Source organism: Tetzosporium hominis, assembly GCF_002265435.1.
GTDB lineage: Bacteria > Bacillota > Bacilli > Bacillales_A > Planococcaceae > Chryseomicrobium > Chryseomicrobium hominis.
Map to the genome: position 1 here is coordinate 194,575 of NZ_NOKQ01000134.1, position 23,994 is coordinate 218,568.

Below are 23,994 nucleotides of genomic sequence, written 5' to 3' on the forward strand. Positions count from 1 at the left end.
AATGAAAACACTTATTTCAACAATGGCAGGTACCGTCTTCACATTAAACAAAGCAGTAGGGGAAGAAGTCGTAACAGGTGATGTGGTACTAGTACTTGAATCGATGAAAATGGAGATTCCGGTTGAATCTGATCAATCAGGTAAAATCGCAGAAATCCACGTGGCAGAAGGGGACTTTGTAAACGAAGGGGACACGCTCGTTACATTCGAATAAGACAACTTAGGGGGAAATGGGCATGGTAACAAAATCATATAATGAACGTCTTGAAGAAAAAGTCTCGACTATTTTTGCAGGTGGAGCTTCTAAGTATCATGAGAAAATGAAAGAACAAGGCAAGCTCTTTGTGCGTGACCGCCTTGCACTATTATTTGATGATGGTGAATACAAAGAAGATGCAAAGTTTGCCAATGTAGAAGCAGGAGACCTGCCAGCAGACGGCGTGGTCACGGCGATGGGGAAAGTCGGCGGCCAAATGGTCTGTGTCATGGCAAATGACTCTACTGTTAAAGCGGGTTCATGGGGCTCACGTACAGTAGAAAAAATTATCCGCATTCAAGAAGTTGCGGAAAAGAATCGCTTGCCACTTCTTTATTTAGTGGATTCTGCTGGAGCTCGTATCACGGATCAACTGGATATGTTCCCGAATCGTCGGGGAGCAGGAAAGATTTTTCATAATCAAGTGCGTCTTTCTGGATTCATTCCACAGATCTGTTTGTTATTTGGTCCTTCTGCTGCAGGCGGAGCTTACATCCCAGCTTTTTGTGATATCGTCATCATGGTAGACGGGAACGCATCTATGTATTTGGGGTCTCCTCGGATGGCTGAAAAAGTTATCGGGGAGAAAGTGACGCTTGAAGAGATGGGCGGAGCGCGCATGCATTGTTCGGTCAGTGGGTGCGGGGACGTTTTGGCTGAGAGCGAAGAACAAGCAATTGAGCTTGCAAAGTCGTATCTATCGTTCTTCCCGGCAAACTTCTTAGAAAGACCCCCTGTTTTGGAAGCAGTAGAGCCTAAACAAGGACGCTCACTTGAAGAAATCATTCCAGAAAACCAAAATGCACCATTTGATATGTATGAAGCGATCGACCGATTGATTGATGAAGGCAGCTTCTTTGAAATCAAAAAATTATTTGCTGCTGAATTGATTACAGGTCTTGCACGAATCGACGGCAAACCGGTCGGAATCATTGCCAACCAGCCTAAAGTAAAAGGCGGCGTGTTGTTCATTGATTCTGCTGACAAAGGAGCGAAATTTATCTCCCTTTGTGACGCGTTCCATATTCCATTGTTGTTCCTAGCAGACGTTCCAGGATTCATGATCGGAACAAAAGTAGAGCGCGGCGGTATCATCCGTCACGGAGCTAAGTTGATTGCGGCAATGAGCTCTGCGACTGTACCGAAAATTTCAGTTGTTGTTCGCAAAGCTTATGGAGCTGGACTTTACGCAATGGCGGGCCCGGCATTCGAACCAGACGTTTGTATCGCCTTACCAACTGCTCAGATTGCGGTAATGGGTCCTGAAGCAGCTGTGAACGCTGTTTATTCAAATAAGATTGAATCCATTGAAGATCCAAAAGAAAGACTTGCTTATGTGCAAGAAAAACATGCAGAATATAAAAAGGAAATCGATATTTATAAACTGGCATCTGAAATGATTGTAGATGAGATCATTGCTCCTTCTGCGCTTCGTTCAGAGTTGGTGGAACGTCTTGAGCTGTATGCGACAAAGCATATTCCGGCGCCACCACGTAAACATCCTGTATTTCCTGTGTAATCATTTAGTCTACCCTCAACTGGGTAGACTTTTTTCTACCAATGTAAGGGGGGACGCACGTGAATATCGTCGTGATTGGAGCAGGGGCTGTCGGAATCCTCGTTTCGAAATTATTAGAAGACAAAGGGCATCAAGTGACCGTTTTGATTCGCAGTGCGAAACAGCTCCCAGTACTCTATCAATCTCCTGATGGAGTGGTTGAACTGATGGGAGTATCCGTGTCAGAAGACTGGTCAATTGTTGATTCCGCAGCTATCGTGTTGGTGGCTACGAAAGCTTACCACCTCTCTGATGTGTTACCTCGTCTTAAAAATAGGAAAGGTCCCATCATCTTTTTACAGAACGGTTTGATAAAGCATCCAGTGCAGCAAGTGTTAGATAGTACCTATGTTCTTTACGGAAGTGTCGATCACGGTGTCGGAGTTGAAGAAGACATGCTGCTTCATACCGGTCACGGAACTATTCGAGTTGGCGGATCATCCACTTACAAAGAACAAGTAGAAATATTGGCTCCAGTTATAAGCTGGGAGGCAGAAATTGAGCTAATTTTACTCAGAAAAGCAGTATTAAATACGTTGATCAATCCTGTCACCGCAATACTCGATGTGCCAAACGGGGAACTCAGAACCAACACGGCACTCCAACAAGCGGTCATTACGCATTACGATGAATTAATACAAACGTTCACTGAACTAGAAATAGTGCTTACACTTGAAGATGTATTTGAATTGATCAAACGAACGGCCACGAACTCGTCTTCAATGAGACGTGATGTTGCAGCAGGTCGGCAGACAGAAGCAGGGGCCATATTGCAACCACTCATAGAGTTAGCGGAAAGTAAAAACCGCTACTTACCAATTACGAACTATCTTTATAACTTGATTCTATCTAAAGGGAAGTGAACCTCATACAAAGCTTAGTTAGTGCTCTTATTATTTTTCCTATTCTCATCTTTATGCTTGTATGGTGGGGGGCAAAAGCTATCGGCATTCGAAAAGCGAAACGAACAGGACTTGCAGCAGATGTTACAACTGTTGTGTTATTTTTCGCTGTTGCGAGTGTATACAATTTGCTAGGGATACCAAATCCCATTACCAACTTGCTACTCTTTCTGCTATTTATCGCCATCATCTTGATTGTAATCTTGTGGAGAAAAAAACAAGACGTCGGGCCACGCATTATTTTTCGGCTATTATGGAGAATCTATTTTATCGTGCTTTCTCTCTTCTATTTTGTTGGGTGGATTATTGGACTCACTCGGTCAATTATGAGTTATCTAGGCGGATAGTTTTAATTTGAGATAGTTGTTTGCTATACTCGTATACGTATTGATTTCAGAAGAGGTGTTCTCATGAAAGTAACCACACATCCACAACCAAAAGCATCAGCCTTTTATTCTACATATATAGATCGATTTGAAGAGGTGGAAGACTACTTCCACTATTCATGGAAGCCGGAAGCTTGGAAAACAAGAACGGAAGAGTTGAAGTATCCTAGTAGTCGAAGAGCGCGGTTAGTAGAAACTATCAAAGCTTCAATGGATCAACTAGAACTCAGTGAAATGCAGCGTCAGCATTTGCTTGACTTAGAAAAGGGTGCCGCGGTCACCATAACTGGGCAACAGACAGGGATTTTGACTGGTCCCATCTATTCGATCCATAAAGCAGTGACTGCCATCGTCCTTGCCAGACAAATTTCTGAAACTACGATGAAGAAAGTAGTTCCTGTATTTTGGATGGCGGGTGAAGATCACGATATTTTAGAAGTGAATCACTTTTATGTCGAAAAAAACCGAGAAGTGTCGAAGCTTTCCTTAAGTGTAGAGCGTCTGTCGACTGAAATGGTAGCAGAACAACAAATCCCAACTTCAGAGTTCCGCGGTCTCTTGCACCAAGCTTTCCGAGACTTACCCGAAACGGAACATACGCTATCCTTATGGAAAATGATTGAATCCTCATTAGAACGTCACGGGACTTACAAAGGATTTTTCTTGGAGTTATTTCAGCAGTTCTTCCATAAAGAAGGCTTGTTGTTCGTCAATTCTTCTGACGTGGCTATGCGAGAATTAGCCAAAGAGTTCACGAAAGAATTGATTCGGAACAACGAAGCATTACGAAACAGCGTTTATGACAAAGAACAGCAGCTAGCTTCTTCAGGATTCGGATTTCCCATTCAGTGCCGCTTAGAAAATGCACATCTTTTTTATGTAGAAGATAATCATCGCTATCTACTTGAAGCAACGGATACTGGATTTAAAAACGAAGACCTTAAGAAATCGTGGACTACAGAGCAACTTCTTGAAGAAGTGGAGCAGAATCCAGCCTGTATTAGTCACAATGTCGTGACACGTCCGCTAGTTCAACAGTACCTCTTCCCAGTTCATACTTTTGTTGGTGGACCAGGAGAAATCGCTTATTGGGCACTGCTAAAAGAGGCATTCACGGTCATGAATTTAAAGATGCCTATTGTGGCACCACGATTCAGTATTACCATCTTGCCTCTCTCAATTGAAAAGAAAATGAAAGAGACGGGCTTATCATTAGAAGATGTGTGGGCTGGAGAAACTCCGGGGAGACTTCAAGCTTATATCGATTCTCAAAAGAACAAACAACTGTCAAGTGAAGTGGAAGAGCTATATACACTCTTATCAAACCACTATACAAAACTAAGCAAAACTCTGCAGCAAGAAGGGTTTAAGCTAGATCCGTTACTAGAAAAGAATCACAACTTACACCGTCAGCAAGTTACATTTTTAGATCACACTATCGAAGACTTATACTACAGACGATTTGATGCGGCCGTTGCATCTTATAAGGCGATTCAAAACGAATTAGTCCCACTGGATTCACTTCAAGAACGAATCTATTCACCACTTCATTACTTAAATAAGTACGGTACCGAAATTATTAATCAGTTACTTGAAATTCCATATGAAATGAACGGGAAACATATCGTAGTTCATACCTCTTAAAAGTCGCCTCTGGCGGCTTTTTTGTTTCTCAAAAAAGAGTCGACTAGTACTTTTGAATTTTTTTGGGAACTTTCTTGAAAAGTGGTGGAGGAAAGTGGGGGATTGTGGTATGTTTAGTTCATAAAGTGGGGTGAGTAGCATGTTCATGGGAGAATATCAGCATTCGCTCGATGCCAAAGGCCGTTTAATCGTCCCGGCAAAGTTTCGAGAACACCTGGAAGGCAACTTTGTCATCACACGTGGTCTGGATCAGTGTCTGTTTGGCTATCCTATGGAAGAATGGCGAAAACTCGAAGAAAAGCTCAAGCAGCTTCCACTTACTAAAAAAGATGCCCGCGCATTTACTCGTTTCTTCTTCTCTGGAGCTACCGAAGTAGAAATCGATAAGCAAGGACGAATCATGCTTCCTGCAAATCTGCGGGAGTATGCAAAAATGGAAAAAGAGTGTGTCGTTCTAGGTGTGTCCAGTCGATTCGAGATTTGGGCAAAAGATGCTTGGGATGGTTACGCAGAGGAATCGGAAGAATCCTTTAATGAAATCGCTGAAAATATGATTGATTTTAATATCTAATAGTCCAAAGGAGCGGGTCGCTTGTTTAACCATACAACCGTATTACTTACCGAAACAGTCGATGGTTTGGCGATTCGACCAGACGGTATATATGTAGATTGCACATTAGGTGGCGCAGGACATAGTGAATATCTGGTGAAGCAGCTTTCAGATGAGGGACACCTCTACTGTTTTGATCAAGATACGACAGCCATTGAAAATGCAAAGCAAAAATTAGCACCATACATAAACCGAGTAACATTTGTTCATTCCAACTTTCGTTATATCAAAGATGAATTAGAGAAATTAGACGTTACTGAAGTAGACGGAATTCTATATGACCTGGGTGTTTCTTCGCCGCAGTTAGATACGCCAGAACGAGGCTTCAGCTACCAATACGACGCACCGCTCGACATGCGGATGGATCAAACTAGTGCGTTAACGGCTTATCATGTTATCAATGACTGGCCATATGAAAAGCTTGTGAAAATCTTCTTCCGTTACGGAGAAGAAAAGTTTTCAAAACAGATTGCTCGAGAGATTGAGAGAGCAAGACAGAACCAACCAATAGAAACAACATTTGATCTTGTGGAACTAATCAAACGAGGGATACCGGCAGCCGCTAGACGTACAGGTGGTCATCCTGCAAAACGAATTTTCCAAGCGATTCGGATCGCTGTAAACGATGAATTGGGTGCTGCAGAAGACTCGCTCGAAGCAGCTATGACACTACTGAAGCCAAACGGCCGTATTTCAGTTATCACGTTCCATTCTTTAGAAGACCGTCTTGTGAAGACAATGTTTAAAGAGGCAGCGTCATTACCTGAATTGCCACCAAACTTACCGATCATTCCACCAGAGATGCAGCCGAAGTTTAAGCTCATCACACGGAAGCCAATCTTACCAAGTGAAGAAGAACTGGCGGCAAATAATCGTTCACGATCAGCAAAATTACGTATTATAGAGAAACTTGACGAGAAAGGGAGTTATTAAATGGCGCTACGACAGTATCAACAACAACCACAACCGCAACAACCTGCCGTACCTCATACATATCCAACCCCTGTCAAAAGAAAACAGATCATTTCTAAAGGGGAAAAATTCTTATTTGCCGCATTTGTCATGACGTGTGCCTTTTTAATGATTTTCATTGTTCAAACTCAGACTGAAGTTCGCGCAGTTGACGTGCAAATACAACAGATGGAACAACAAATTGATACGGTAAAACGTGAAAACACAGACCTTGAAATTCAAGTTGCAGAACTTTCTAGCTACGAACGCATTTGGTTGAAAGCAAAGGAGCTCGGCTTAACATTGAATGAGAAAAATGTGAAGGTTGTGTCTGGTGAATGAATAAAAAAGTACGTTTTCAATGGGGAGCCTTCCTGCTGTTTTTGCTATACGGGGGGCTCTTTTTTCTGTTATTAGGTCGATTTATCTACATTCAAGCCACGGGAGTCGTAAATGGAGAAGTTTTGGAACAAAGGGCACAGGAAAAATACAGTCGTTCTCAAGTAGTTGAAGCACACCGTGGAACCATACAAGATCGGAATGGCCAAATTTTAGTAGAGGACACGCTTAGCTACAAAATCTACGCGGTAGTGAGTGAAAAAGCAACGGCTCATGCAAATGACCCGCGCCACGTCATTGATGTGGAAGATACAGCTCAGAAGTTAAGTGAATTCCTTGATCTATCAAAAGAAGAAATTGCAACGCGTCTACAAAACGGGGTTGACGAGGAACGCTATCAAGTGGAGTTCGGAGCACCAGGTCGCAATCTTTCCCATCAGCAGATGAAAAAAATCGAGGAATTACAGCTTCCAGGAATCGAATTTGATAAAGATTTGAAGCGCCATTATGCAAATGGACGTTTTGCATCGCATTTGATAGGTTTTGCGATTCCAGAAGAGGTGGAAGATGGCCAAACACGCTTAGTAGGAAAGATGGGCCTTGAGCGTATCTATAATGAAGCACTTACTGGGACACCTGGGCGCATTGATTTTCAAATTGGACGCAATGGGCTGTTGCTACCCTCATCAGATAAACTGATCACAGAACCAAAACACGGTGCGGATGTAAAACTAACTAATGACCGGACGATTCAAAACTTTTTAGAAGAAGCCGTATCGGACGTTCAAGAAAAGTACGAACCTGAAAAGATCACTGCACTTGTGGTAAAAGCTGATTCAGGAGAAATCTTAGCGATGACCCAGCGGCCAACATTTGATCCGAATACTCGAGAAGGCTTGACGACAAATTGGTTGAATGAAAGTGTCGAGAATACAATTGAACCGGGATCTACTATGAAAATCTTTACTCTTGCTGCTGCGATTGAGGAAGGGAAATGGGATCCAAATGCTTGGTATAAATCAGGATCTTATAAACTACTTGATCGAACTATCTATGATCACAATGTCTCTGGATGGGGAACTATCACGTATTTAGAAGGTTTCCAGCGCTCATCCAACGTTTCTATGGCCTACTTGCTTGAAAAGCTAGGTGATGAAACCTTTATCAACTATATTAAAGAGTTTGGCTTTGGTGAAAAGACCGGGATCGATTTACCGAATGAAGCCACGGGTACCATTAGCGACCGCTACCCAATCAATCGCTTGACGACAACATATGGCCAAGGGACTACCGTGACACCCCTTCAGCTTGTGCAAGGCATGACGGCTATTGCAAACGAAGGAACGATGTACCAGCCTTACATCATCGATCAAATTGTCGATCCAAATACAGGGGAAGTACTCTTGAATCACGAGCCCGTTAAAAAGCAATCTCCAATTTCTGCTCAAACAGCCAATCAAGTAAAAGAGATTCTTGCTAGCACGGTTACAAGTGAAAAAGGTACAGCACAAAAATTTAAGTTGGACTCGTATACGTCTGCGGGAAAAACAGGTACTGCTCAAATCCCAGGACCTAATGGAAACTATTTATGGGGACGTCAACTATTTCTTTATTCCTTCCTGGGAATGGCTCCTGTAGAAGATCCAGAAATCATTGTCTATGTTGCAGTTCACAAACCGAAGATTGAAGCAACAGAAGTGGGGTCTGATCCAACATCGTATATCTTCAATTACGTAACAGAGAATTCCTTGAAGTATTTGAATATCTCTCCAAACGATTCAAAAGAAAGAAAAACAGTGAAAGTGGAGGATTATCGTGGTAAAGAAGTGGCAGGTGTGCAGTCTGCACTCCAGGCACAAGGTCTAGAAGTCATCACAATGGGCCAACAAGGCAAGATTGAACAACAGTATCCGGCTGGGGACACAGAACTGATCAGTGGAACAAAAGTGTTCTTCAAAGCTAGTGGAGAGATTCAAATTCCAGACATGACAGGCTGGTCTTCTCGAGAAGTGAAAATCTATAAAGACTTCACAGGACTTCCAATCGAATTAACCGGAACCGGCTATGTTGTGAGACAAAGCATTACGCCGGGGACCGTTGTAGATGATACTCCAGTCGTGGTAGAACTCGATAGTCCCGAAAAAGCCTATCAACAACAACCAGTCGAAATGGAAGGAAATCCGGAAGAGCTAGAAGAAGAGCAAGAATAACCTCACATCCGCGTCATAAAGTAGTGCAGGAGGTTATTTTATCTCCCCATTACAAAAGATGCGTCTTAGAATTGTTGGACTTGTTGTATTTATAGTCCTTCTAGCCATTCTAGTAAAAGTGCTGTATATTCAACTTTGGCGCTATGATTTTCTTAGTGAACAAGCTCGCGAAAGCTGGAATCGGCAGCTTCAAAGAGGATTCGCATTAAAGAACGAACATGGGATGAGATACCCGAATTAAAAGTCCCGAATCTCGTGGGACTCTCAAAAGATGAGATTCAGGAGCAACTGCATGAATTCAAATTGATATGGCATGGAGACAGTCAGAAAATACTGGATCAATTGCCTGCTCCAGATGAATTAGCAAAGCCTCCTTATCTTATCCATCTTTATACTGATTAACTAAAGGAGTTTCATTATGTCACTTGTAACTATCGTGCTCACAATCGCACTCGCATTCACACTTTCTGCACTACTTGCTCCACTTGCTATTCCGTATTTGCGCAGAATGAAATTCGGACAAAGCATTCGAGAAGAAGGCCCTGAGTCTCATCAAAAAAAAGCCGGTACCCCTACAATGGGTGGCTTAATTTTCTTACTGTCTATTTTACTTTCAACCCTAGGTGTTACTTATTTTACAAATACATTGACGACACAAACTGTGGTCTTATTACTAGTACTGATTGGATTTGGAGCGCTCGGTTTTTTAGATGACTTTATCAAAGTCGTAATGAAACGAAATCTTGGACTGACTTCATTACAAAAACTGATTGGTCAGATCGTGATTGCTATCATCGCTTATTTCTTGCTACAACTCGGACCATTCGATACGGCCATTTCAATTCCTTTCACAACTTGGTCAATTGATTTTGGCATCTTGTATGTGGTGTTCATCGTATTTTGGCTAGTTGGATTCTCCAATGCCGTCAACTTGTCAGATGGTTTAGACGGGCTAGTGAGTGGAACTGCCTCTATTGCATTTGCTACGTTTGGAATCTTAGCCGTAATTTACAATCAAACGGATGCTGCCATCTTTGCATTTGCAGTGACTGGTGCCCTATTAGGCTTCTTACTGTTCAATAAAAACCCTGCAAAAGTGTTTATGGGAGACACTGGTTCTCTGGCTTTAGGGGGAGCTCTTGCGATGTTATCCATTATTTTAAAACAAGAGCTCTTATTATTGTTCGTGGGAATCATTTTTGTTGTGGAGACACTGTCTGTCATCCTTCAAGTAATCAGCTTTAAAACACGCGGAAAACGGATCTTTAAAATGAGTCCGATTCACCATCACTTTGAATTATCGGGCTGGTCTGAAATTAAAGTTGTTTATGTATTTTGGACAATTGGATTTATTGCTGCACTAGTTGTGCTGGTCTTGGAGGTCTTAGTATGAAACCATTAAAAGAAGTTTATCATCAAAAAGTACTCGTTCTCGGCCTAGCCAAGAGCGGAACAGCAGCTGCTGAGACTCTTCATGAACTCGGTGCATTTGTCACTGTAAATGATGCCAAACCATTTGAGGAAAATGAACATGCCCAGCATTTATTAAAACAAGGACTGACGGTTATTTGTGGAAGTCACCCTGAGAATCTGTTAGATGAAGGGTTTTCACTTATCGTCAAAAATCCTGGAATCCCTTATAGTAACCCGGTATTACAAGAAGCACTTAAACGAGGGATTCCCATTTGGACAGAAATCGAGCTTGCGTATCGCATCAGTGATGCCCAAATGGTAGGAATCACTGGATCCAATGGAAAGACGACTACAACTACTTTACTAATGGAGATGCTGAGTAAAGGACCACTAGAGCCGCTTGTCGCTGGGAATATTGGTACAGTCGCTACAACTGTAGCAAAAAGTGCCACAAAAAATAATGTAATCGTAACAGAACTGTCATCCTTTCAACTGATGGGTACGGTAAAATTAAAACCTTCGATTGCAATTATCACGAACATTTATGAGGCGCATCTCGACTACCACTCTGACTTGGAAGAATACATCCAAGCTAAACTAGCGATTTCGCAAAATCAAACAAACTTAGACACATTAATCTATAACGGGGAACAAGAAGTTTTAGTCGCTCGTGTCAAAGAAACTTCCGCTAAGCTACTCCCGTTCTTTGTATCGGGCCGTCAAGACGAGGGGATCAGTGCAGACCAAGAGTGGGTGTACTGGTTAGGAAACCCACTTTATAAGCGAGACGAAATCCGCTTGCCTGGTCAACATAACTTAGAAAATGTCCTCGCAGCTACAGCAGCAGCAATGTTGTTACATGCTCCATTACACCAGATTCGCCAGACGGTATCCACATTTGCTGGAGTTAAACATCGTACGCAATTTGCAGGAGAGTGGGAAGGACGTTTGTTTTACAACGATTCAAAGGCTACAAACGCATTAGCTACTAAGAGTGCACTTGAAGGGTTCACTCGACCAGTAATTTTACTTGCAGGTGGGAAAGAGCGGGACCATTCATTTGATGAGCTGATCCCGTATTTAGGAAACTTGAAGGCGGTCTATCACTATGGTGAAACGGCACCAAGACTTCAGCAGTTCTTAGAGACGCATCAAGTGAAGGGTGCTCCATTTGAAACATTGACACAAGCTTTTGAGCAAGCAGTCGCTTTATCTGAGCCTGGAGATGTCATTCTTTTATCTCCTGCTTCTGCCAGCTGGGATCAATACGAAAGCTTTGAAATTCGCGGAGATGAATTTTTAGCACTTTACGACTCCTTAAAATAGAAAGGATGGCTATGTGCCCTACGAACGAGCCAAATGGACGCTCCTTGTAGTCAGTCTTTTATTGACCGTTGCTGGCGTTGCTTTTATAGCCAGTGCCAGCAGCTATTGGTCAGCTGTTACCTGAACCGCAGAATGATTTCATATTTGCCCTGATCATTGAAGAAAATGGTTGGATCATGGCATGCGTGCTTTGTTCGGCATATGTCACTTGGGGGCTATGCTGTTTCCAATTAGCGAGTTTTTATAGCTACACAGTTCAAGGAATCCAGATAGCAGCTCTTGGTAGCCTCATGATGTTGCAGACGGGCGTGAATCTAGGAGTGGTAACAGGATTACTGCCTGTAACAGGTGTTAAGTTGACATTTATCAGTTATGGTGGTTCTTCACTTATGAGTTCTTGGATTCTTTGCGGTATTATTTTGAGTCTCTATCACCATGGAAGGGAGGCAGAAGAATGGAAAAATTAATTGATATCGAAGAACGCATACCCAGCCTTAGAAAAAAGAGAAAACGCAGAATGACGTGGACCTTTTCTATTCTTCTGTTTCTTTTTTTTAGCGCGTTGTTTCTCGTACTTTACTTACAATCTTCTATAAGCAAGATTCAGATATTAACGATTGCAGGTAATGAGATCGTGGATGCACAAGAAATTGAAACTGTTTCAACACTAAACAAAGGAGACTCTTTATGGTCGTTTAGCACGTCGAACATCGAGGACAAAATTTCACAACATCCTGCAATCAAAAAAGCTAAAGTGTCGAGAAAACGGTGGTCAGAAGTAGCGATTACAGTTCAAGAGTTTCAACCGATTGGATTTCGAGGCGCTGACGAAACGCGCATTTTGTTAGAAAACGGTGCAGAAGTGACCTCACGTGATGCTGGTAGCATGTTTGGACCAGCACTTGGTGAGTTTGACGATAAGAAAGTGGAAAAGAAAGTGATATCAGAACTTGGCAAACTAGCTTCTGAAAATCGAATGCTGATATCAGAGATTAGTTCCTCTCCAAGTAAGTCGGATCCGAACCTCATTACCTTGTTTATGAATGATGGAAATACGGTCATTTTAAGTGCTCTTGACCTCTCAGAGAAGATGGATTTTTATCCGGCCGTTCTTCAACAAATTCCGATTGGACAAAAAGGAATTGTCGATATGGAAGTGGGCACATTCTTTGAGAGTTATGACAGCATTTATGGTGGGAAAGGGGAAGAGCTGGTAATAGATGAAGAACAAGACAGTGAATAGAGGCAAAATCATATTATCAGTGGTCAGTCTGACGTTAGGATTTATTTTAGCTTTTAGCTTCAGTGTTTCTCAAAAACGAAATCAAGAAGTAGCTATCAACTCCGCCACATATGGACAAACTGAAAGTGTGAGGCAAGAATTGATTGAACAGAAAGAACGCAACAAAGAGTTGAGTGAAGAACTGCGGGATGTGCAAGAGACGATTCGAGATTATGAGCAACAAGCTGGATCCAACACTTCGTCTTTAGATGAACTGGTGAAAGAGGCTGAAGCGCTCCGACTGCTGACTGGGGAAGTTCCGGTTAAGGGGGAAGGATACCGTGTGCAGCTTGAAGATGGAGAATACGATCCAGACCAAGTGAATCCGAATGATTACATAGTTCATGAAGGTCATGTCTTCATGGTGATCAATGAATTGAAGATTGCGGGAGCTGAAGCGGTAAGTGTAAATGGCAAACGTATCCATGAAACGAGTTATATTCGTTGTACTGGACCTGTAATTACTGTGGATGGAGAGACTTTCCCGGCTCCGTTTATCATAGAAGCCATTGGGAACTCTGCGACATTGTCAGAGGCAGTTGAACTCTCAGGCGGTATCCTCGATCAATTGAAAGGACAGCAGATTCGAATTCAAACGGAAAAAGTTTCTGAGCTGATGATGTTGTCGATGCACGATAGTTAAGGGGGAGAACCAGTTGAAAAAAAAAGGAATCTCTCGCTTTACTTTGATACTTTTTGTCATCGGCTTTATGTTAGCCATCCAGTTTAATACAATGCAGAGCCCGGAACAGCGTGACACGCGTGATGTCTGGGAGATTCGAAAAGAACTTTCAGTTGAAACGCAATACCATTCAGAACTACTAACACGAATCCGGGAAGCTGAACAATTAGTACAACAATATGAAAGCTCACAGGCCGATCGTCCTGAGAGGCTTGTGGAACAGTCTATTAAACAACTTCAACAAGATATCGGTTTGATACCGTATGAAGGCCCAGGTGTTACTATCACGGTGACTCCATCTGAAGAGGCTATTGCATTTGGACTGGCTATCGAACCGATTTCACCAGAACTTCTGGTTCGATTTGTTAATGAGATGAATCGTTTCCAAGCAAAGGCTATTGAAATCGATGACAAACGATTGATTTATTCATCAGCCATTCGCGATATTAATGGCAATACGACAATCAACACGTTACCGATAAAGACGCCACCATTTGAAATGAAAATAGCTACTGATTCTATCGAGACTGTAGAAAAGTTAGTGGCACAAATTCAAGCGAGCGGACTAGCTGATGATTTTTACCTTGAGAATTATATGTTGGAAATAGGCGAACCGGCAGAAAAGCTGACCATCACTTCATATGATCAACCGATACAGGTCAATTATTTAACTGAGTGGAAGGAAGGGGACTGACTATGTGGCTACCACTGCTAGGTCTGATTTTGGGGATTTCCCTAGGATTGATGACAGATTTTCAAATTCCTTCTGCTTATGAGAACTATCTGTCCATTGCTGTTTTAGCTGCACTTGATACTTTGTTTGGAGGAATTCGGGCTCAACTACAACAAGTCTACGATGACAAGGTATTTGTATCCGGATTTTTCTTCAATATCGTATTAGCTGCAGCACTTGCTTTTCTAGGAGTTCACTTAGGTGTCGACTTGTACTTGGCAGCCATCTTCGCGTTTGGTGTGCGTTTATTCCAAAATATTGCAGTGATTCGTCGTATTTTATTGTCGAGATGGGCTGACAAAGGCAAGGCATAAAAATAAAATAATTGTTTGACTAGTAAGAAACATTTAGACTTTACAAGGTGTTTACTCTAAAATGAAAAGTATATACCTTTTTAGGAGGTGCCACAAAATGAAATTATCAGAATTATACGTATCACTAGATATCGGGTCATCCTCGATCAAAGTGGTCATTGGAGAAATCAACAATCAAATTATTCATATTATCGGTGTTGGCAATGCCAAGTCATCAGGCATTCGAAAAGGTGCCATTGTGGATATCGATGCCACGGTCCAGTCTATAAAAAAGGCAGTGCAAGAAGCAGAACGTATGGCAGGTATGGAAATTCGAGAAGTCGTTTTAGGAATTCCAGCTAACCAAGCATCCATTCACCAAGTTAAGGGTGTTGTGGCTGTTCAGTCCGAAGACAAAGAAGTAACAGGAATAGATTTAGAGCGAGTTCTAGACTCTGCTAAAGTGATGTCTATCCCACCAGAACGTGAATACTTAAACATCATTCCGGTTCAATATATTTTGGACGGAGTGGAAGAAATCAGTGACCCACGAGGTATGATTGGGACACGATTAGAAGTCGATGCCAACATGATCACTACATCTAAGACAATCTTACATAACCTTCTGCGCTGTGTAGAACGTGCAGGTTTACAGATTCGTGAGATTTATCTACAGCCTTTAGCGGCAGGTCAATTTGCTTTAACTGAAGATGAGCGCAATCATGGTACTGCCTATATTGATATAGGGGGCGGAGCTACAACGATTGCGGTATTCCGAGATGGGCATTTGACACATACGACGACCATTCCGGTCGGTGGAGACCACATTACTAAAGACTTGAGTATCGTCCTCAAGACACCGACGGAACATGCTGAGCAGATCAAACGTCAATATGGGCATGCATTCTATGACGATGCTTCCGAAGACGAGCTGTTTGAAGTTCCTGTCATTGGCGCAGACATGAAAGAACAGTATTCTCAGAAGTACATTTCCGAAATCATTGGAGTACGCTTAGAGGAACTGTTTGAAATGATCATGGAAGAGCTGTACCGTATTGGTGTGCGTGACCTCCCTGGAGGCATCGTATTAAGCGGTGGGGTCTCTAAACTAGAAGGACTGTCACAATTGGCTCGTCACGTCTTACAGACGCGAGTTCGTGTCTACACTCCGGATTATATTGGCGTACGAGAACCACAATTCTCTACTTCAATCGGTTTAATTCAGTACATTTATAAAGAGGATTTATATTATGGTCTGTCGAATAGTACAACTAGTGCAGTAACAGCTCGACAAGAACCTACTATGAAACCAAAGACAAAACAAAAAGTAAAAAAAGAGTCTGTTGAAGATTCAGATGAACCAAAAGAAAGCGGCATGACGAAGATCAAACAATTTTTCGACCGATTCTTTGAATAGTAGTATCGGCAATCTAACATAGGAGGCAATTGCATGTTACATTTTGAAACGAATGATGAATCTCTAGCAATTATTAAAGTAATTGGAGTTGGCGGTGGCGGTAACAATGCTGTCAACCGTATGATCGAGCACGGAGTGCAAGGTGTCGACTTCATTGCAGTCAATACAGATGCACAAGCATTAAATATGTCAAAAGCGCCAGTAAAGCTTCAAATTGGTGGTAAATTGACTCGTGGTCTTGGAGCAGGTGCTAACCCAGAAGTGGGCCGCAAAGCTGCTGAAGAGAGCAAAGAGCAAATTGAAGAAGCACTTCGCGGTGCGGACATGGTATTCGTCACTGCAGGTATGGGAGGCGGAACAGGTACAGGTGCTGCACCTGTGATCGCTCAGATTGCTAAAGAACTTGGCGCACTTACAGTCGGTGTTGTGACACGACCATTCACATTTGAAGGCCGTAAGCGTTCTACTCAAGCTGTTGGCGGTATCTCTATGATGAAAGAAGCGGTCGACACATTGATCGTCATTCCAAACGACCGTCTACTTGAAATCGTTGACAAAAACACGCCAATGCTTGAAGCATTCCGTGAAGCGGATAACGTACTTCGTCAAGGGGTTCAAGGTATCTCGGATTTAATCGCGGTACCAGGTCTTATCAACTTAGACTTTGCAGATGTAAAGACAATCATGTCTAACAAAGGATCTGCATTAATGGGTATCGGAATTGCTTCTGGTGAAAACCGTGCTGCTGAAGCTGCGAAAAAAGCCATCTCAAGTCCTCTTTTAGAAACGTCTATCGATGGAGCTAAAGGTGTTCTTATGAATATCACAGGTGGCTCAAACCTGTCTCTATTTGAAGTTCAAGAGGCAGCAGATATTGTAGCAAGTGCTTCGGATGAAGAAGTGAACATGATTTTCGGTTCTGTAATCAATGATGATTTAGACGATCAAATCGTAGTCACTGTTATTGCTACTGGATTCAACGAAGAAATCTTGATTCAACGTCAGCCGCGTATGGCTGGTGGAGGAATGAAGCGCCCGTCTTCACCTGCACCAACACAAGCACCACCACGTGAAACTCGTTACGATGAAGAGCCAGTTCAAGAGACTCGCCCACAACAACCTTCGTTCAAGGAAGAGGAAGCTTTAGACATTCCAACGTTCCTACGAAACCGTAACCGTCGTTAATAGCTAGTAAACCCCTTTTCTCTTTCGAGAGATAGGGGTTTTTTGCCGCGAAAAAACTAAAATGTAAAACTCTAACAGATTTTACGAAAGATTGTTTAGTTCTCGGAAATTTGAGGCTAGTCCTCAGTTTGGTTAAACGTTTTGGTAGTCGTGGTGAGTCTCCAGAAGATTTGTTTCAAGTAGGTTGTGTAGGACTTAACATAACCATTCAAAATTTTGATCAGAGAACAATTTATTAGAGAACATAATCAGGAACCGACGATTAAGGAAATAGCAGCTCAGTTAAACAAGAAAGAGGAAGATGTTTTATATGCTCTAGAAGCTCTTTATGAACCGATGTCTTTACATGAACCACTTCATCAAGATGTTGGAGAATCTGTTTACTTCCTAAATCAATTAAAAGATTCTTCCACATCTGAAGATCTATGGACGACATTGCGGGAGTGAACGCGCAGACAGGTCAAGTGGAGGGATATGTTGTAAGTGGTTCCACCCGATTTTTTCAAAAATAAGGCACGGATCGTTTCGTCACCATGTCCGAAGTTGTATCGGTAGGAGCTGATTTTATCTTTCTGAAATCTGTCGAACATTGATTAAACGTGCTCGGATTGGTACAATAAATGAAACACAATGCAAAGTTGGGACGTAAAAATGATACAAAACGACTTACAACAGATCGAGTACAAAATAGAACAAGCAATACAAGGCTCCAAATTGAGTGCAGACCATGTCACACTGATTGCTGTTACGAAACAGCTATCGGTTGATCAAACGAAGGTTGTAGTGGAAGCAGGACTTAAACATCTAGGAGAAAACCGTCCAGAAGGATTGCTTCCTAAACAAGCAGAAATTGGTTCTTCTGTTTCATGGCACTTTATCGGATCGTTACAGACCCGTAAGGTAAAAGACCTTATCAACACTATCGATTATCTCCACTCGCTTGACCGAATGAGTCTTGCAGATGAAATTCAAAAACGCGCACAGCAACCTGTTCGCTGCTTTATTCAAGTTAATGTGTCCGGTGAATCTTCAAAACACGGACTGGCTGATACAGAACTCTCAAACTTTATTCAGCAGATTGCAAGCTACGATAAAATTCTTCCTATCGGTCTTATGACCATGGCACCTGCAGATGCAAGCGAAGAAGACATTCGCAAACAATTCAAGCGACTGAGAGAATTACGTGATGAAATGAATCAAACAGGTCATTTAAAACAGCCGATGACAGAACTTTCCATGGGCATGTCTGGAGACTATGAGATTGCTATAGAAGAAGGCGCAACATTCGTCCGAATCGGTACGGCACTAGTTGGAAGTATAAAGGAGTGATCGCATGAAAAAATGGTTCAATTCATTTTTCTTAATGGATGAAGAAGAGGAGCAAGAAATGCAGACAGAATCAAAAGCAAAACCAGAACAGCAAGAGGCACGTCCAAAGCAGCAACCGGTTAAATCCGTCCGAGAACGGAAAATTTCTAGCGCATCAACAGCAACGTCTCCACAGCTAGTGAGTATTCAAAACGTTCAAAAGTCGTCTAAAGTGATTTTAATTGAGCCACGTGTCTATGCGGAAGCTCAAGATATCTCTGAACATCTAAAAGGCAAGCGCGCAGTAATTGTTAATCTGCAACGAATCGATAAAGAACAAGGAATCAGAATTATCGACTTTTTAAGTGGAACAGTGTACGCTTTAGGTGGAGATATTCAGCGTATCGGCACCGATATCTTTTTATGTGCACCAGATACCATCGAAGTGGATGGAGCTATCTCCGACTACTACTATGATGAACACCAATAAGCGAGGAGATTCCTAAACGATGTCTATAGCATTACTATTTTACATTCTTGATATTGCTTTTAGTATTTATACGTATATGATCATTGGCTACATCTTAATGTCATGGATTCCGAGCTTGCAGCAATCGGCAATTGGTCAATTTTTAGCAACGCTTGTTGAACCATACCTTTCGATTTTTAGAAAAATTATTCCACCCATCGGTATGATTGATTTGTCACCAATTATTGCAATCATCGCTTTAAACTTTGCATCATTCGGAATCAAACAAGTGTTATTATGGATTTTCTAACGTATAACTTGTATGGCCCCAAGAGCTAACTGCTCTGGGGCTATTTTTCAACTAGTTTAGTGACTGGAGCGGACTCTAATGGATACGATATTTCAACATTTTCGAAAAGATGAACAACCCTTTATAGAGGCGATGATTAGCCTAACACGAGAAGTGGAAGATCGCTACGCACCAAAATTGACGGATTTTTTAGATCCCCGGCAGCGGTTTATTTTACAAACATTGTCTCAACAAAGAGACTTGAACGGTTTTTCTTTTGGAGGTTTTGACCAAGCAGAGAGGGAACGAGTCCTCGTTGCCCCGTCTTACTATGAACCAGCAAAAGAAGATGAACAGATTCAAATTGTGCAAATCTCGTATCCTACTAAATTTGTGACATTAAAACACTCGGATGTTCTAGGTTCTCTAATGTCGCTTGGACTGGACCGTTCTAAGTTCGGTGATATTCGCTTGCAAGAAGGGACGGTGCAATTTGCCATAGCCTCTGAGATTGCGGACTATGTCAAAACTAATCTGACTTCTATTGGCAAAGTGAAAGTTCAAGTGGAAGATGTGGCAGAAGAAGCCGTGCTACTTGCTGTCACAGAAGACTATGTAGATGAACTTCATATTGTCAGTTCTATGCGACTTGATACGGTACTAGCCTCTGCTTGGAACATTTCTCGTCAAAAAGCCGCTGCGTTTATTAAGGGTGGCAAAGTGAAAGTGAATTGGTCTGTAGTGGAAGACATCTCATTTAGTTTGAACGAATCCGACATGGTATCTTTGAGAACATTTGGGCGCTTCCAAGTTGGTCTGATAGAAGGTAGAACGAAGAAAGAAAAAATACGGTTGCAGATAGCGAAGCTAGAGCAAAAAAGTTGAATTTTTCTTAAATTGTACTGCTTTCCTGCTCTATCAACGGTATAATACAAGTAGCCATATTCGATAAAGGAGCTGTAACCATGCCATTAACACCTTTAGATATTGATCAAAAAGTCTTTAGTAAAGCATTTCGAGGGTATAGTGAAGATGAGGTCAATGAGTTTTTAGAGCAAGTGAAAAAGGACTTTGAAACGCTTATCCGAGACAAGAAAGAACTAGAGGCGCAATTAAAATCGACGACTGAACGTGTGGGGCACTTTACAACCATTGAGTCGACCTTGCAAAAATCGATTGTCGTTGCACAAGAGGCTGCTGAAGAAGTGCGCCGCAATTCTCAAAAAGAAGCAAAGTTAATCGTGAAGGAAGCAGAAAAGAATGCAGATCGCATCTTAAACGAATCCTTAACAAAAGCGCGTAAAATTGCATTAGAGATAGAAGAGCTGAAGAAACAATCCAAAGTATTCCGTAACCGTTTCAAGATGTTAGTAGAAGCACAACTGGAACTAATCAACACGGACGATTGGGATCACTTAATGGAAACGGATGTAGATACAACGTCTCTAGAGCGTATTACTGCAGACGAAGTCTAAACAGCTTGACGATACATAGTGCAATCTTTATAATAAGCACATAGAAAAAGGCACTGATAAAGACGGCATTTGGATGAACGACCAAGCGAGTTGGGGATAGTGAGAGCCCAATCAACTAGTCCAGAGACGCCCATCACTTTTGAGCCGAAATGCTGAACTTCGTAAGCATTTCCGTTCGACCACGTTACGGTCATCTAAGTGGCAGATTCGTCTGCAATTAGGGTGGTACCGCGAATAACTCGTCCCTTTTATGGGGACGGGTTTTTTTGTGCCTAGAAAAGTGGAGCCGACTGTTCAGAAACTCCGATAAATGGTGGCGTGGCCGGGGAGGCGCTTTTTGCCTCATCGGCTGCGACGGCATTTCTCGTGTGTTTCTAGGAGGCGCAACTGGACACCACGAAAAGTGGAGCCGACTGCCAATCTAATTAACCTCATCAACAACTAAGGAGAGATACAAATGGAATACAAAGATACCTTATTAATGCCAAAAACTGACTTTCCTATGCGTGGAGGCCTTCCAACTAAGGAGCCTCAAATCCAAGATATGTGGAAAGAAAAAAACATCTACGCGAAAAACTTAGAGCGTACCAAAGACCGTCCGAAGTTCATCTTGCACGATGGACCTCCATACGCAAATGGCGATCTTCACATCGGTCACGCGTTAAACAAAGTTCTTAAAGATATGATCGTTCGCTACAAATCAATGTCTGGATTCCAAGCACCGTATGTTCCAGGTTGGGATACGCACGGACTTCCGATTGAACAAGCACTGACAAACAAGGGCGTAAATCGCAAAGAAATGACAGTTGCTGAGTTCCGTAAACTATGTGAAGAGTATGCTTATGAGCAAATTGACAATCAGCGCGAGCAGTTCAAACGTATTGGAGTTACAGGTGACTGGGACAACCCATACGTGACACTAAAACCACAATTTGAAGCGCGACAAATCCAAGTGTTTGGTGAGATGGCAAAAAAAGGCTACATCTACAAAGGACTCAAACCAGTGTACTGGTCACCGTCATCTGAATCGGCACTTGCAGAAGCAGAAATCGAATACAAAGACAAAAAGTCTCCTTCGATTTATGTCAGCTTTGAAGTAACAGACGGTAAAGGAGTCGTCGCAGAAGGCGTTCGATTCATCATCTGGACAACGACTCCATGGACAATCCCAGCGAACCTTGGAATTTCTGTCCACCCTGACTTCTCCTATGTTCAAGTCCGCGCAAACGATAAATCTTTTATCATTGCAAAAGACCTTCTTGAAGAAGTGAGCGCAACACTAGGGTGGGAATCTTTCGAAGTGGAACAGACTTTTGAAGGAAAACAATTCGACCGTATCGTAGCGAAACACCCATTATACGATCGCGATTCTCTAGTTATGCTTGGAGAACATGTAACAACTGAGTCTGGTACAGGCTGTGTCCACACAGCTCCTGGCCACGGGGAAGATGACTTCCACGTTGGGAAACAATACGGTTTAGATGTTTTATGTCCAGTAGACGATCGTGGTGTAATGACTGCTGAAGCACCTGGCTTTGAAGGTCTCTTTTATGATGCAGCAAACAAGCCAATCACAGAAGCATTAGACGCAGCAGGCGCTCTGGAAAAATTAACATTCTTCACGCACTCGTATCCACATGACTGGCGTACAAAGAAACCAGTTATTTACCGTGCAACTACACAATGGTTTGCATCAGTTGAAGCGTTCCGTCCAGAACTTCTAGAAGCGATTCGTCAAACAGAGTTTACACCTTCATGGGGTGAAACACGTCTATTCAATATGATCCGTGACCGTGGTGACTGGAACATTTCCCGTCAACGCGTTTGGGGTGTACCGATTCCCGTGTTCTATGCTGAAGACGGCGAACCGATTATTGAAGAAAACACAATTCAACATGTATCCGAATTGTTCCGTGAACACGGTTCAAACATCTGGTTCGAGTGGGATGCGAAAGACTTATTACCAGAGGGCTATACACACCCAGCTAGTCCAAACGGTCGCTTCACTAAAGAACTCGACATCATGGATGTTTGGTTTGACTCTGGTTCAACACATCAAGGCGTTCTTGCAGAGCGTGAAGACTTGCAGTTCCCTGCGGACTTGTATTTAGAAGGTTCGGATCAGTACCGCGGATGGTTTAACTCATCACTAATCACTAGTGTTGCGATGTTTGGTCACGCACCTTACAAGGGACTTCTAAGTCACGGGTTCGTGTTAGACGGAGAAGGACGTAAGATGAGTAAATCCATCGGAAACGTTATCGTACCTTCAAAAGTCATGAACCAACTAGGTGCTGACATCCTTCGCCTATGGGTAGCATCCGTAGATTATACGGCTGATGTTCGTGTGTCTGATGCCATCTTAAAACAAGTGTCAGAAGTATACCGTAAGATCCGCAACACGCTACGATTCCTTCACGGGAATGTGCATGACTTCAATCCAACAACAGACCGTGTAGCTTTTGAAGACATGCGTGAAGTAGATCAGTATATGTATGCAAAACTACAACAAATGATTTCAACTGTGAATACATCATTTGAAAACTACGAGTTCTCGACTGTGTACCATACAATCAACAATTTTGTTTCAACGGAACTAAGTGCTTTCTATTTAGATCTTGCAAAAGATGTTGTTTATATCTACGAAGCAGATCATAAAGACCGTCGTGCAATGCAAACCGTTATGTATGATGCGTTAGTGGCATTAGTGAAACTTCTTACTCCTGTCCTGCCACATACGACTGATGAATTGTGGGCTTATATGGAACACGAACAAGCGGAAAGCGTTCAATTAACGGATATGCCTCAAGCGGTTGAAGTTCCGAATGCAACAGATTTGATTGCGAAATGGGATAAAGTGTTAACTGTTCGTGATGATGTATTAAAAGCACTTGAAATGGCTCGTGCTGAGAAGCAAATCGGAAAGTCATTAGAAGCACATGTTCACTTGTTTGTAAAAGACAGTGTGAAAGAATTGTTTGCGGATGATAAAATCGATTACGCTCAACTGTTCATCGTATCTGGCTTCACACTAGCAGGAACTGTTGAGGAAGCACCAGAACAGGCAGTTGCTTTAGAACAATCTTCTGTTGTTGTTGAAAAAGCACAAGGCGAAAAATGTGAACGCTGCTGGACGATCTCTACTACAGTTGGAGAAGATGCAGAGCACCCAACATTATGTGTACGCTGTGCAGCTGTCGTTTCCAAGTAAAGTATGAAAGCCTCTCCCTACTCGGGAGAGGTTTTTAACTTGTCTACGAAAAGCG

General features: G+C 42.4%; 26 protein-coding genes and 1 other annotated feature. All 26 genes read left to right on the forward strand.

Going from position 1 to position 23,994, the window contains the following annotated elements:
• Nucleotide 1: 1 nt before the first annotated feature.
• The 26 genes from CF394_RS01915 (at nucleotide 2) to ileS (ending at nucleotide 23,939) form a co-directional block, all read left to right on the forward strand.
• The gene (locus CF394_RS01915) at nucleotides 2-214 is read left to right on the forward strand and encodes an acyl-CoA carboxylase biotin carboxyl carrier protein subunit (RefSeq protein ID WP_094941574.1); all 213 of its coding nucleotides are present in this window, start codon (nucleotides 2-4) and stop codon (nucleotides 212-214) included.
• Between the two features lie 22 nt (nucleotides 215-236).
• The gene (locus CF394_RS01920) at nucleotides 237-1,775 is read left to right on the forward strand and encodes an acyl-CoA carboxylase subunit beta (protein ID WP_094941575.1); all 1,539 of its coding nucleotides are present in this window, start codon (nucleotides 237-239) and stop codon (nucleotides 1,773-1,775) included.
• A gap of 59 nt (nucleotides 1,776-1,834) precedes the next feature.
• The gene (locus CF394_RS01925; RefSeq protein ID WP_094941576.1) at nucleotides 1,835-2,677 is read left to right on the forward strand and encodes a ketopantoate reductase family protein; all 843 of its coding nucleotides are present in this window, start codon (nucleotides 1,835-1,837) and stop codon (nucleotides 2,675-2,677) included.
• Complete coding sequence (locus CF394_RS01930) at nucleotides 2,674-3,063, forward strand: DUF3397 family protein (protein WP_094941577.1); 390 nt, start codon at nucleotides 2,674-2,676, stop codon at nucleotides 3,061-3,063. Before CF394_RS01925 ends, CF394_RS01930 begins: the two co-directional genes overlap by 4 nt.
• 63 nt (nucleotides 3,064-3,126) lie before the next feature.
• Complete coding sequence (bshC, locus tag CF394_RS01935; protein WP_094941578.1) at nucleotides 3,127-4,746, forward strand: bacillithiol biosynthesis cysteine-adding enzyme BshC; 1,620 nt, start codon at nucleotides 3,127-3,129, stop codon at nucleotides 4,744-4,746.
• Nucleotides 4,747-4,885: 139 nt separating this feature from the next.
• A complete protein-coding gene (gene mraZ, locus CF394_RS01940) occupies nucleotides 4,886-5,317 on the forward strand; it encodes a division/cell wall cluster transcriptional repressor MraZ (RefSeq protein ID WP_094941579.1) in 432 nt (143 codons plus the stop codon).
• A 21-nt stretch (nucleotides 5,318-5,338) separates the two neighbouring features.
• Nucleotides 5,339-6,289 carry a 16S rRNA (cytosine(1402)-N(4))-methyltransferase RsmH gene (rsmH, locus tag CF394_RS01945; RefSeq protein ID WP_094941580.1) on the forward strand — a complete coding sequence of 317 codons (951 nt, stop codon included), beginning with the start codon at nucleotides 5,339-5,341 and terminating at the stop codon, nucleotides 6,287-6,289.
• Nucleotides 6,290-6,649 (forward strand): cell division protein FtsL, encoded by a 360-nt coding sequence (ftsL, locus tag CF394_RS01950; protein WP_094941581.1) that lies wholly within the window; start codon nucleotides 6,290-6,292, stop codon nucleotides 6,647-6,649.
• Complete coding sequence (locus CF394_RS01955; protein ID WP_094941582.1) at nucleotides 6,646-8,856, forward strand: peptidoglycan D,D-transpeptidase FtsI family protein; 2,211 nt, start codon at nucleotides 6,646-6,648, stop codon at nucleotides 8,854-8,856. The genes ftsL and CF394_RS01955 overlap by 4 nt, the downstream gene beginning before the upstream one ends.
• Before the next feature lie 418 nt (nucleotides 8,857-9,274).
• On the forward strand, nucleotides 9,275-10,249 hold the full coding sequence (gene mraY / locus CF394_RS01965; RefSeq protein ID WP_094941584.1) for a phospho-N-acetylmuramoyl-pentapeptide-transferase: 975 nt from the start codon (nucleotides 9,275-9,277) through the stop codon (nucleotides 10,247-10,249).
• Nucleotides 10,246-11,595, forward strand: a complete 1,350-nt coding sequence (gene murD, locus CF394_RS01970) for a UDP-N-acetylmuramoyl-L-alanine--D-glutamate ligase (RefSeq protein ID WP_094941585.1) — start codon at nucleotides 10,246-10,248, stop codon at nucleotides 11,593-11,595. Before mraY ends, murD begins: the two co-directional genes overlap by 4 nt.
• Before the next feature lie 92 nt (nucleotides 11,596-11,687).
• Entirely contained in the window at nucleotides 11,688-12,062 is a 375-nt protein-coding gene (locus CF394_RS01975) for an FtsW/RodA/SpoVE family cell cycle protein (RefSeq protein WP_094941586.1), read from the forward strand.
• The gene (locus CF394_RS01980) at nucleotides 12,050-12,838 is read left to right on the forward strand and encodes a cell division protein FtsQ/DivIB (RefSeq protein ID WP_094941587.1); all 789 of its coding nucleotides are present in this window, start codon (nucleotides 12,050-12,052) and stop codon (nucleotides 12,836-12,838) included. Before CF394_RS01975 ends, CF394_RS01980 begins: the two co-directional genes overlap by 13 nt.
• Entirely contained in the window at nucleotides 12,816-13,520 is a 705-nt protein-coding gene (locus CF394_RS01985; protein WP_094941588.1) for a DUF881 domain-containing protein, read from the forward strand. Before CF394_RS01980 ends, CF394_RS01985 begins: the two co-directional genes overlap by 23 nt.
• Before the next feature lie 13 nt (nucleotides 13,521-13,533).
• Nucleotides 13,534-14,253 carry a DUF881 domain-containing protein gene (locus CF394_RS01990; RefSeq protein ID WP_243370622.1) on the forward strand — a complete coding sequence of 240 codons (720 nt, stop codon included), beginning with the start codon at nucleotides 13,534-13,536 and terminating at the stop codon, nucleotides 14,251-14,253.
• A gap of 2 nt (nucleotides 14,254-14,255) precedes the next feature.
• Nucleotides 14,256-14,606 (forward strand): small basic family protein, encoded by a 351-nt coding sequence (locus CF394_RS01995; protein WP_094941589.1) that lies wholly within the window; start codon nucleotides 14,256-14,258, stop codon nucleotides 14,604-14,606.
• 97 nt (nucleotides 14,607-14,703) lie between these two features.
• Nucleotides 14,704-16,002, forward strand: coding sequence for a cell division protein FtsA (gene ftsA, locus CF394_RS02000; RefSeq protein ID WP_094941590.1), 1,299 nt, complete (start codon nucleotides 14,704-14,706; stop codon nucleotides 16,000-16,002).
• A 33-nt stretch (nucleotides 16,003-16,035) separates the two neighbouring features.
• Entirely contained in the window at nucleotides 16,036-17,187 is a 1,152-nt protein-coding gene (ftsZ, locus tag CF394_RS02005) for a cell division protein FtsZ (RefSeq protein WP_094941591.1), read from the forward strand.
• Nucleotides 17,188-17,315: 128 nt separating this feature from the next.
• The gene (locus CF394_RS16260) at nucleotides 17,316-17,426 is read left to right on the forward strand and encodes a hypothetical protein (RefSeq protein WP_165767428.1); all 111 of its coding nucleotides are present in this window, start codon (nucleotides 17,316-17,318) and stop codon (nucleotides 17,424-17,426) included.
• Nucleotides 17,404-17,634 carry a sigma-70 domain-containing protein gene (locus CF394_RS02015; protein WP_165767429.1) on the forward strand — a complete coding sequence of 77 codons (231 nt, stop codon included), beginning with the start codon at nucleotides 17,404-17,406 and terminating at the stop codon, nucleotides 17,632-17,634. The genes CF394_RS16260 and CF394_RS02015 overlap by 23 nt, the downstream gene beginning before the upstream one ends.
• Nucleotides 17,635-17,838: 204 nt before the next feature.
• Nucleotides 17,839-18,516, forward strand: coding sequence for a YggS family pyridoxal phosphate-dependent enzyme (locus tag CF394_RS02020; RefSeq protein WP_094941594.1), 678 nt, complete (start codon nucleotides 17,839-17,841; stop codon nucleotides 18,514-18,516).
• A gap of 4 nt (nucleotides 18,517-18,520) precedes the next feature.
• The gene (locus tag CF394_RS02025; RefSeq protein ID WP_094941595.1) at nucleotides 18,521-18,985 is read left to right on the forward strand and encodes a cell division protein SepF; all 465 of its coding nucleotides are present in this window, start codon (nucleotides 18,521-18,523) and stop codon (nucleotides 18,983-18,985) included.
• A 19-nt stretch (nucleotides 18,986-19,004) separates the two neighbouring features.
• Complete coding sequence (locus CF394_RS02030) at nucleotides 19,005-19,274, forward strand: YggT family protein (RefSeq protein ID WP_094941596.1); 270 nt, start codon at nucleotides 19,005-19,007, stop codon at nucleotides 19,272-19,274.
• A gap of 78 nt (nucleotides 19,275-19,352) precedes the next feature.
• Complete coding sequence (locus CF394_RS02035; protein ID WP_094941597.1) at nucleotides 19,353-20,138, forward strand: YlmH family RNA-binding protein; 786 nt, start codon at nucleotides 19,353-19,355, stop codon at nucleotides 20,136-20,138.
• An 80-nt stretch (nucleotides 20,139-20,218) separates the two neighbouring features.
• Nucleotides 20,219-20,728, forward strand: coding sequence for a DivIVA domain-containing protein (locus CF394_RS02040; protein ID WP_094941598.1), 510 nt, complete (start codon nucleotides 20,219-20,221; stop codon nucleotides 20,726-20,728).
• A 44-nt stretch (nucleotides 20,729-20,772) separates the two neighbouring features.
• Nucleotides 20,773-20,978 (forward strand) — a binding site (T-box leader).
• 207 nt (nucleotides 20,979-21,185) lie between these two features.
• Entirely contained in the window at nucleotides 21,186-23,939 is a 2,754-nt protein-coding gene (gene ileS, locus CF394_RS02045) for an isoleucine--tRNA ligase (RefSeq protein WP_094941599.1), read from the forward strand.
• The last annotated feature ends 55 nt before the right edge of the window (nucleotides 23,940-23,994 follow it).